Below are 10,128 nucleotides of genomic sequence, written 5' to 3'. Positions count from 1 at the left end.
TCCGGCCGTCGTGTCGAGAACGCCGTTGTCGATACCGCGCACCATCGTTCCAAAGCGGAAATCCACGCCATACGCGCGCCGCGCTCAACGATCTCTACGGCGGCCGCTTCAGCAAACATCACGCCGCGTTGCATGGACGCGCCGACTTGCAGGTCTTCTCGCGCGAGGCGGTGCCAGGGTTGATCGACTATTTGCGGCGCGCGTATGGCGTGGATTTCCGCTTTGGAACGATGGTGCGCGGTATCGACAACGGCGTTCTCGACACGACGGCCGGCGAGTCGCGCGCCGAACAGGTGGTGATTTGTGCGGGGCACGATTATTTGTCGCTGCTTGCACCCGAGCTTGCCGCAATCGAGCCGCGCGTGTGCCGTTTGCAGATGCTGCGTGTGAGGCCCGCCCAACCATTCGCCCTCGATCATGCGGTGCTGACTGGTTTAAGCTGCCTGCATTACGGCGCGTTTTCGGACCTGCCCGAAGCCGCCGCGCTGCACGAAGAAGTGGCCGCGCAAGAACCCGCGTTGCTCGAGCACGGCATTCATTTGCTGGCGAGCCCGACGCCAGCGGGCGACTTGATCATCGGCGATTCGCATGATTACGGTGACGATCCGTCACCGTTCAACGCGGCATCTGTCGATGACATGCTGCTCACGCTCGCCGAAAGCACGCTCGGCGGCAAACTCGACGTGATCGAACGTTGGCAAGGCGTGTATGGCGCGCGAACCGGCACATCGGACGCGCCGTTTTCCGTGCTGCGGGCATCGCCCACCGTCACCGGCGTGTTCATGCATAGCGGCGTGGGAATGAGCGTCGGGCCTGCGCTGGGCGAGCGGGTGGTGAGCCATTTGCTCGATGGCGCCGCGCTGCCCAAGCTGTGACGCCGTGTCGAAGAGGCTTTGTTTATTGAGCGACCGGCAAGAATATGTTTCCCGGTCGAGCGCCAATGCTGCCTTTGCGCGCCGGTAGACTTGATGCCTTTCTTTGCCACGACGCGGAGTTTCAAGCGATGAGCTACAAGAAAGGCATTGTGCTGGAGATCCAGTTTCCGCCCGAACGTCTGAACGATGGCGCCGGTGACCCGTACTGGATCGACCTGACACTGGACGAAGCCCGTAGGCTTTATGATCAGCTGGCGCGCCGTTTCGCAGGGGAAACGCAGGCAAACCAGCCGCTCGACACGTTCACCATTGAATGACTTCGACGCTCAGTCTCCGGTGCAACTCGAACTGGACAAATTCCGGAACTGGTTCGACCAGTCACCGCTCATGGCGGTCTGGGCCGCCGCCAACGACAAATCCCCCGTACACACACAGCGCTTCAGGAACACCGCCAGCCGTTCCTTGCGGCGCTGTCCCGCGCGGCCATCCCAGCGGCGAATGTCGAGATTGGCCGCAGACGTCGGCGAACCGCCGAGCAATACAGGCATGCGGTGATCGAGCGCATATTGCGACGCGGTCGCCGGGTCGACCTTGCGCTGCTTGAGCAACTGGTCTTTCTGACGCTGCAGGGTATCGAACGGAGGCAGCACGTCGTCGGCGTAACCCGGACGGCAAATCGTGTCCACGATGGTGGTTTGCTTCACGCGCGGATCCAGCAACTCAGGTCTCTGAGCATGCGCCGCGCTGCCGGCGGCGAGCAGGAGCCACGCGGCGGCGACCGCCAGACGAGAACCATGCCGGTGATACGAAAGAGGCCTTCTATTCATTCGGCGAGCGTGCCACGCCAGAATCAGCGAGAGCAAAATGTCGGAGCGAGAGGAGGGCCTAATTAAAACACATGCGCGACTCGATAATCACAATGGACATTAATGGTGAACCCGAAGCCGGGCTCAGGCATTCGCTTCAGGCGACGTTTTGTGTTAAAGCAGCGTGCTGTGTCAACGCCGCATCCAGTGCTATGGCTTCGTCGTTGAAACGCGCGTAGGCATCGCAGAGTTTCGCCATGTCGGACGGATGCTCGTCGTGCTCGATCAGGCTTTGCAGCGCGACGCAGGCATCGGCAAACGGCGTGGCCCCGATCACCAGGGATGCTCCTTTCATGCGATGCACGAGTTCATGAAGGCGCTGGAAGTCGCCCGTGTCGAGTGCCGCGCGACTGGCTTCGAGATCGACCTGGTTCGACCACTTCAGCACATCGACGAGGAGCGCCGCCTGATCTCCGTGACTGTTCAGAAGGTCGGCATCAAAGCGCGGTGCGGCAATCGCCAAGCGCTTCGTCTGATGATTTGCGTCCGCCGTGTGCGCTGTAATCACCGACTGCTGGCGAGGCGTATTGGACGGAAAAGCGTGTGTCGGGCCATAGGCCCGTGTTCCTGTAGTGCGCCTGGAAAGACGGATCGGGGCGTCGGATACCGGGAAAAACCTCGCATAGGCGTCCGGTGACGTGTGATCGGCGATTACCGGTGTTGCGGCCTCATGCACCTCCTCCGTCCTTTGCGATGCAAGCACGAGCGCATGTCGCAGCGCGTCCAGTCCCAGCGGCTTGACCAGGCACTGCGTCATGCCTGACGCGAGCGCGTGATCCACGGCCTCGCGCTGCGCGTTCGCCGTCACGCCCACGATAGGTACCCGCGTTCCCTGCCCCTCGGCCTCGCGCTTGCGGATTGCGCGGGCGAGATCCTCGCCGCTCATGACGGGCATCGAACAGTCGGTCAGGATCAGGTCGAATGGCGAACCTTCGAGTCTTTGCTGATCCCATCGCGAGAATGCGGCTGCGCCTTCGCTGGCCGTTTCGATCTCGCAGCCAAGGTTCTTCAACTGGCTTGTGAGCAGGATGAGATTGGCGGGATGATCATCGACTACAAGTATGCGCAAGCCTTCGGGCACCCGCGTTTCGGCGTCTTCCGGGACAGGCATTTGCAAGGGCGGTTCGCTCAGCGGCAAGCTCATTTTTACGGTGAACCGGCTCCCCTGCCCCGGCGTGCTCGATAACTCGATGGTGCCGTTCATCAACGTCATCAGCCGCCTGCAGATCGTCAGGCCAAGACCCGTTCCGCCGAACCTTCCCGGCTGTTCCTGACGCGCTTGCGTGAAGGGCGTGAAGAGCAAGGCCTGCTGATCGCCCGCGATCCCGAGACCAGTATCGGACACCGTGAACACGAACGCGCAGCGCGTGTTCGTCTGCGCAATCGAATAGTCGATCACGATCTCGCCGGCATCGGTGAACTTGATCGCGTTCGATAACAAATTGCCTAGCACCTGCCGCAGTCGCAATGCATCGGCCAGCACCCATGCGTGTTCGCTTTCGCCGTTCGCGCGGACCCTCAGCGCCAGGCCCTTCACGCGCGCCGCCGGCTCGTAGATCGCTGCAACGCTCTGCACCCACGCCCCGAGTTCCACGGGCGCGGGCATCAATGTAAGCCGTCCCGCTTCGATCTTCGCCATGTCGAGGATATCGTCGATCATGCCAAGCAGATCGCGCGCCGCATTGTGCGCCGTGCCGAGCGCCCTGACCGTCGATGCCCTGTCTCCCGGGCTGCGCAGCTCGAGTTCGAGGAGACCGAGGACGGCATTCATCGGCGTGCGGATCTCGTGGCTCATCGCCGCGAGGAAGACCGACTTTGCACGGTTCGCGCTCTCGGCGTCGTTCCTGGCGCGCCGCATTGCGTCCTCGGCTCTGCGCCGCCGATCCACCTGCTTCTTCAGCGACCAGCCCCATCCGGCGAGCAACGCAAGCAGGGCCACCGCCAGTAACGCGCCGAAGATGACTTGCGGACGCCGCTGCTCCCATTTGCTCTCGGGATGCTCGATCAGCAGCCACCGGCGGCGGATGGCATCGAGCTCGGCGGGCTGCATGTGCGCGATCGCCTTGTTCACGATCGACAGCAACATCGGCTCGCCACGCGCGATGAGAAAGCCGTGCTGCACGGGTTGATCTATGAACGCGCCGGTGATCGCGAGCTTGCCGCGATACGGATTGCCGACGGCGTAATTCGCAAACGTCATGTCGATGACGGTCGCGTCCGCGTCGCCGTCGAGCACGGCGTCGAACTGGCCCTTGACCGGTAAAGTCTCGACGATCCGCGCCGTGGGCACGCGCTCGTGCAGCATGGCCATCAGCGCATGGTTGCGCCACAACGCGACGCGTTTTTCGGCAAGCGCGCGGGCGTCGTGAAGCGGCTCGGCGCCCGCGCGGGTCACGATCGCGAGCACGCCTTCGCCGTAGGGTTTGCTTGGCACGAACTGCGGCGGAATCTGCCCGGCGCTGAATCCATAAGGGATCAAGGCCGAATTGCCGTCGAAGATATCCTGCGTGACGGCTTCGACCGAATCGCGCAAATGGCCTTCAAATGTCAGCCCGGTCGCGGCACCGATAGCCGACAACATATCGATTGCGAGTCCCGCCGGTTTGCCGCGCGAATCGCGGAACGTCATGGGCGCGGCGTCCGCGTACATGGAGTAGTCGACCACGGGATGTGCCGCGATCCAGGCAAGCTCGGGGCCGCTTAATTCGAGCGGTTGGGTGAACGTCACGGCCGCGGCGACAGCCCAGCGTGCGCGTACTTCCATCAAGAAACGCGGCGGCAATGCGGCAAGCGCCGCGTCCATGCGCCGGCGCAGGGCTTCCCCGGTTGCATCGGCGGCGAATGCGAAGCTGTAGCCGGCTTCATCGAATGGAGCGAAACCGGACAGCGTGAGGTTGACCAGATCGAAATGATCGACCGCATAACCCGCTGTGACCAGATCGCCGACGAAAGCGTCCGCATCGCCCAGCGATACGGCGAGCAATGCGCTCAACGTATCGCGATAAGCAACGGGATGCATCGATGGATACGCATCCTGCAGCCGTTGTGGCGATGTCTGCGACTCGACGTATGCGATCCGTCCTGTGTGTGATCCTGCGACACGACGCTCAACATAGACCTGCTTCGTCGCAACATACGGCTTGCTGTAAAGCAACGCGACGCCGCCGTCGTTACCAGTGGCGCTGGTCGCGGCATCTATTCGATGCTGCCGCAACGCGTCGATCATTGCGCCGCGATCGGCGAAGCTCTGCCATTGAACCGGCTTCTGCAACGCTCCTGCGATTCGTTGCACAAAATCCGCCGATACACCGCGCAGAGGATTCTCCGAATCATTCGGATTACTCATTTCCATAGGCGGCAACGCGCCCGGCACGACGCCCACTATCAACGGCCTTGCTTGAACCGGATTTTTTGAAACGTTCATCCGGGCACTCACCGAAACGCAAAATAATAGCGCGATACAAAACAGCACCGCAATGCGCAGAAGCCTTGGCGGTTTTATCGTGGCGAACGTCCTTAGTGAAGCCATCAGCATTTCCCTAAAGAAACGACGCAATACACGCCTGTTTTTAAGAGGATTGCCAGTGTCGCAAATTCAGGCCGCAAGGCCAATAAGGAATCGTGAAACAACACGCCGCCCGGGTCGATACAGTCCTGGCGCAAGGCTGTGCCAAGCTTCAGATAAAGCAAGCATTATTGCAACTCCCACAACACTATTTCGCTAATTCAGCGTTAATGGAAACAGTATTGCGTGTCTACACTTCGATCTGTCACGCGTCGTCGATTCGACCATCCGGTTGTTAACGACGCTAAAAGCAACAAGGACATTCGAGGAGACACCACCATGCTCAAGGCACTCATTCCTGCAATCGTCGTAGCAGCAGCTTTAGGCGCTCCAGCTCTGGCAAGCGCGCAACAATCCGGCGACACGGTGACGCGCGCGGCAGTGAAAGCGGATCTGGCTCAAATGGAGCGGTCGGGCTACAACGTCGAAGGCGATCACACGACGTATCCCGCTCAGACCCAGGCCGCCGAGCAACGCGTGGAAACGAATCAGGGCGTGATGGCGACATCGTACGGACCGACAATGAATGGATCGTCAGCTGCTGGAACGCGGGCGCTTGTTGCCCAGCCGGACGGAACGCGCTCCACTTACTTCGGGCAATAAAACGATTCCGCATAAAAAAATGGCCGCCAACTTCGCGTTGGCGGCCATTCTTCGTCAGGCGTAGTGCTTACGCCGGAACGCTCTCTGCCTTCTCGGCTCGCGCCCAAACCCGATGCGCCGACATCGCTGTAATGAAGGCCTTCATCACTTTCTTCACGTCGCTGCCCACGCTTACGCCTTCATCGCCGGTCGGCAGATGTGCGGCGGCAAGCACATCCTCGCCGTCGCCCACGGCACCGATCGCCTTCAGATGCTTGAATGCTTCAAGCACGAAGTGGCGGGCGTCGCCGGACTCTGCCAGCAGCTTCGCACTCGCCGCGCCGCCGGCAATGACCACACCGTCGAACATGATCGACGGCAGCGCGAGAATGGTTGCATCCACTTCAACGCCATCACCCAACGTGCCCAGTTGCGGCGCAACGACTTTCGCATGCGCACCCTCAGCCGTGAGCGCGTCCTTGATCGCCTTGATGCTTGCAACGTCCGCGCCCTTCGCAGCAAGGATGGCGACCTTGCGCGTTTTCACCGAGGGCACCGCCTTCGCAATCAAACTCAGTGCCGGCGATTGCTCGAGAGACGACTTGCCGAGCTCTTCCGGACTCGCGCTCGCTGCCGGCGCGGGAAGACCAAGATTGTCGGCAACACGCGCACACAGCTCGCTATCGATATTCGCCAGGATTCCAAGCTGCCGCTCGCGGATGAACTTGCGCTCGACCTTGCTCAGTTCAAACGAATACGCGCCGACGATATGGTCCTTCTCCGGCTGCGTCATGCTCTTCCAGAACAGCGTGGCTTGGGAATAGTGGTCGGCGAACGATTCACTGCGTTGGCGGATCTTGACGGCATCCACGCGTTCCGGATACGTTTCGAAACCGCCGCCCATCGCGGCCGGCGCCGTTTCCTTCGGCCAGCCGCTGTCGATTGAATTCGGTTCGTACGATGCCTGCCCGCGGTTCACCGTCATCCGGTGCTTCGCATCGCGCTGATTGTTGTGCATCGGCGCGATCGTGCGGTTGATCGGAATTTCGTGAAAATTCGGACCGCCAAGGCGGCTGATCTGGGTGTCGGTGTAGGAGAACAAACGGCCTTGCAGCAGCGGATCGTTCGAGAAATCGATACCCGGAACAATGTGTCCCGGACAGAACGCAACCTGCTCGGTCTCGGCGAAGAAGTTATCCGGATTGCGATTCAGCGTGAGCTTGCCGAGCATGGTGATCGGCACGATTTCTTCCGGGATGATCTTGGTCGGATCGAGAATGTCGAAGTCGAACGAGTGCTCCTGATCCTCTTCCACGATCTGCACGCCCAATTCCCATTCCGGGTAATCGCCCATGTCGATCGCTTCCCACAGGTCGCGCCGGTGAAAGTCCGAGTCCTTGCCCGCGAGTTTTTGCGCTTCGTCCCACAAAAGCGATGCGGAACCGATGGTCGGACGCCAGTGGAACTTGACGAAGCGTCCCTTGCCCTCGGCATTCACCAGACGAAATGTATGGATGCCGAATCCCTCCATGGTGCGAAGGCTGCGCGGGATTGCGCGATCCGACATGGTCCACAGGACCATGTGCGCTGACTCCGGCACGAGTGAGACGAAGTCCCAGAACGTGTCATGCGCCGATCCGCCCTGCGGCATTTCGTTATGCGGTTCGGGCTTCACGGCATGCACGAAGTCCGGAAACTTGATGGCGTCCTGGATAAAAAAGACCGGCATGTTGTTGCCGACCATATCGAAGTTGCCTTCGTCCGTGTAGAACTTGACCGCGAAACCACGTACATCGCGCACCGTATCTGCTGAGCCGCGCGAACCCTGAACCGTCGAAAAACGCACGTAGACGGGCGTTTCCTTGTTCGGGTCCGACAAGAAGGCGGCCTTCGTCAGATCGGTGTGGGCCTTGTACGGCTTGAACACGCCATGCGCGGCGGAACCACGTGCATGCACGATCCGCTCGGGAATGCGCTCATGGTCGAAGTGCGTGATTTTTTCACGCATGATGAAATCTTCGAGCAGCGACGGGCCGCGCGGACCCACTTTGAGTGTGTTCTGGTTATCGGAGACCTTGACGCCTTGATTGGTCGTCAGCGCCTGGTTCGTCGCGTCCGAACGGAATTGCTCGAGGCTGTCCAGCTTGGGATTCGTATTGTTCTGCGAGGGCGTGCGCGCAACAGCGCTGGCGTTTGACTGGGGCGCAGCAGCGCTTCCATTCTTCTTCGGGGTCGGCATTGGGGAGAACTCCATTTTGCAATTGAACTGACGCATCTGACATGCGTTCGCCCTTCTTTCGCAAACCGTGTTCCCGCCAATGCCGCCGAAGCGCAAACCCCTAGTCTCTCTTGCGCTCCTGCAATGCGCGAATGCGGCTCATCGCGTTGTGGTTCGCCGTCGCTGCTTCGTACATGGTCGAGAGATCCGCCTTGAGCTGCGTGCGCGATCCACCATCGAGATAAATCATGTGACCCGATGGATAAAACTTCGCGGAGAGATTCTCGCGCACGGTTTTATCGATGAGCGGCATTTGCTGCAGATCCAGCACCGTCTGGTAGAACGGCGTCACGAAGTCATAGAATCCGTTCGCCGACAACACCTTCAAGTCGATGTTCAACGCCATCACCGCTGCAAGATCCCCCGCCGTGTAGAGAATGATATTGCCCTTGGCGTCCATGCCTTTTTCCGCGCCGGTCGGGTCCTTGTGATGGAAATCCCAGTTGAGAAAGGCCTGGTCGTTGAGATCGGTGAAAGAAGACGTGGATGTGAACTTCAGCTTCTCGTTCAGGTACTGGTTCCACATCGCGGTGTACACGCCGGTGACTGCCGTCATGGTCGGATCGTTGCCGCCGGAATTCGGATCGATCTTTCCGGCGATGCCCGTTGATATCGCCGTCACGCGGCCATCGTAGGAACCGAGCGCCACGCCCCTCGATTTCAGCAGCGTGGTGAGAAAAAGCGAATTGCCGCGGCTGTCATACGAAGCGACATCGAGACTCCACGCAATCAGCGTGGCTTTGTCGATACCCGTGTATTCCGAGAGTTTCTCGACGGTATCGTCGTCGGTCTGCGGAAACTTGCGCAACGCCGCGATGTAATCCGTGCGCGCAAACTGCGCCACCTCTTCCGAGAATTCCAGCAGATCGGCTGGCCGCGGATGCACACCGAGCTTCTTGTGGAACCACGCATCGGCAGCGGCGGTCGGCAGTGCGCCGACCGGGTTGACCGTCTGCGTGTAATCGAGAATGGACGACTGCAACGTGATGCCGTTCAGGTCCACGCCGTCCTCATGCAGGCGGTACGCAAGCACGCAACTGCGCGCCGTGCCATACGACTCTCCATACAGAAACTTGGGCGAATTCCATCGATTGTTCTTGGTCAGGAAGCGCTTGATGAATTGCTTGATTGAATCGGCATCCTGATCAACGCCCCAGAAATCGCGGTTCTTGTTCGGCGCGATCGCCGCCGAGTAGCCCGTCCCTACCGGGTTGATGAACACGAGGTCGCTCTTGTCGAGCAGGCTGTCCGGATTGTCTTCCATCTGGTACGGCGCGGGCGGCGTGAAGTCGGGCGTCGAAGTCTTGATGCGCATTGGCGCATACGAACCCAGCAACACGAACACCGACGACGACCCCGGCCCGCCGTTATAGAAGAACGTCAGCGGACGCGCTTCCTCAGTCTGGTTGTCCTGCGTGAACGCAACGTAGAAGAGTTTGGCGGTAGGCTTCGAGCTGCTTGGATCGACGATCACGAGGTGCCCGGCGGTCGCCGTATAGTTGATCGTCTTCCCGCCGATAACCGCCGAGTGATGCGTGATCGCGGCGCTTTCGTCGGTCAGGGTGGCGTCAATGGCGTCATCGGGACCATTGCCGTACGGCGTCGGATCGAAATACGGCTGGTCTTTCTTGCCGGAAGATGCACTTGATGATTTCGCTGCCGCCGGTGAGTTCGTCATGTTTGCTCCTAGCTTTGTTGTTGGAGTTCTTGCCGTTTGCCTGCCTGCTTTCTTGCGTTTCCCTATTTAAGCGCCGCCGCGACTTTTGCGCCATCGGGACTGCCGAGACCCGTGCATGCATCCCATCCCGCCGATGCCTCGAAGCTCCCATTATTGCCTTGCGTAATGTCGTGCCCGGCCGTTTTCGCAAGATACAGCTTCGGGTTGATGAAACCTGCCGGCTTGCCCGCCGCCGCATTGATCCGCGCGATCAATGCCGCCCAAAGCGGCGCAACCGCGCTCGA

At 60.4% G+C, this 10,128-nt stretch carries 7 protein-coding genes and 1 pseudogene; 3 read left to right on the top strand and 5 right to left on the bottom strand.

Features of this window, described 5'->3' with window-relative positions:
* Both ACRXB1_RS20985 and ACRXB1_RS20980 read left to right on the top strand, forming a co-directional pair.
* Nucleotides 1–875: FAD-dependent oxidoreductase (locus ACRXB1_RS20985; protein ID WP_449493089.1), on the top strand; the 875-nt coding region annotated here is incomplete at its 5' end.
* Nucleotides 876–1,003: 128 nt separating this feature from the next.
* Nucleotides 1,004–1,192 carry a hypothetical protein gene (locus ACRXB1_RS20980; protein ID WP_062172582.1) on the top strand — a complete coding sequence of 63 codons (189 nt, stop codon included), beginning with the start codon at nt 1,004–1,006 and terminating at the stop codon, nt 1,190–1,192.
* Between the two features lie 9 nt (nt 1,193–1,201).
* Here ACRXB1_RS20980 and ACRXB1_RS20975 read toward each other — a convergent pair whose 3' ends face one another.
* Together ACRXB1_RS20975 and ACRXB1_RS20970 are read right to left on the bottom strand one after the other, a co-directional pair.
* Nucleotides 1,202–1,702 (bottom strand): hypothetical protein, encoded by a 501-nt coding sequence (locus ACRXB1_RS20975; RefSeq protein ID WP_062171474.1) that lies wholly within the window; start codon nt 1,700–1,702, stop codon nt 1,202–1,204.
* Between the two features lie 136 nt (nt 1,703–1,838).
* Complete coding sequence (locus ACRXB1_RS20970; protein WP_449493088.1) at nt 1,839–5,165, bottom strand: ATP-binding protein; 3,327 nt, start codon at nt 5,163–5,165, stop codon at nt 1,839–1,841.
* Between the two features lie 420 nt (nt 5,166–5,585).
* On the opposite strand from ACRXB1_RS20970, the gene ACRXB1_RS20965 reads away from it, so the two are divergent.
* Entirely contained in the window at nt 5,586–5,909 is a 324-nt protein-coding gene (locus ACRXB1_RS20965) for a DUF4148 domain-containing protein (RefSeq protein ID WP_062171476.1), read from the top strand.
* Between the two features lie 67 nt (nt 5,910–5,976).
* Here the strand turns inward: ACRXB1_RS20965 and katE are convergent, their stop codons facing one another.
* From katE to ACRXB1_RS20950, 3 genes and pseudogenes are all read right to left on the bottom strand, one after another.
* The gene (gene katE / locus ACRXB1_RS20960) at nt 5,977–8,127 is read right to left on the bottom strand and encodes a catalase HPII (RefSeq protein ID WP_062171478.1); all 2,151 of its coding nucleotides are present in this window, start codon (nt 8,125–8,127) and stop codon (nt 5,977–5,979) included.
* A gap of 100 nt (nt 8,128–8,227) precedes the next feature.
* A complete protein-coding gene (locus tag ACRXB1_RS20955) occupies nt 8,228–9,844 on the bottom strand; it encodes a S10 family peptidase (RefSeq protein WP_449493087.1) in 1,617 nt (538 codons plus the stop codon).
* A 62-nt stretch (nt 9,845–9,906) separates the two neighbouring features.
* Nucleotides 9,907–10,128 (bottom strand): annotated as a pseudogene (locus ACRXB1_RS20950) (peptidase S53); the annotation flags it as partial.

Source organism: Caballeronia sp. M23-90 (genome assembly GCF_053574605.1).
The sequence above is the reverse complement of the archived record's forward strand: the minus strand, read 5'-3'. Positions and strand labels throughout refer to the sequence as shown.

Bases quoted from the DNA above. Each gene is read 5' to 3' on its own strand.
- ACRXB1_RS20965 (WP_062171476.1), top strand. From the start codon at position 5,586: ATGCTCAAGGCACTCATTCCTGCAATCGTCGTAGCAGCAGCTTTAGGC.
- ACRXB1_RS20975 (WP_062171474.1), bottom strand. From the start codon at position 1,702: ATGAATAGAAGGCCTCTTTCGTATCACCGGCATGGTTCTCGTCTGGCG.
- ACRXB1_RS20955 (WP_449493087.1), bottom strand. From the start codon at position 9,844: ATGACGAACTCACCGGCGGCAGCGAAATCATCAAGTGCATCTTCCGGC.
- ACRXB1_RS20970 (WP_449493088.1), bottom strand. From the start codon at position 5,165: ATGAACGTTTCAAAAAATCCGGTTCAAGCAAGGCCGTTGATAGTGGGC.
- ACRXB1_RS20980 (WP_062172582.1), top strand. From the start codon at position 1,004: ATGAGCTACAAGAAAGGCATTGTGCTGGAGATCCAGTTTCCGCCCGAA.
- katE (WP_062171478.1), bottom strand. From the start codon at position 8,127: ATGCCGACCCCGAAGAAGAATGGAAGCGCTGCTGCGCCCCAGTCAAAC.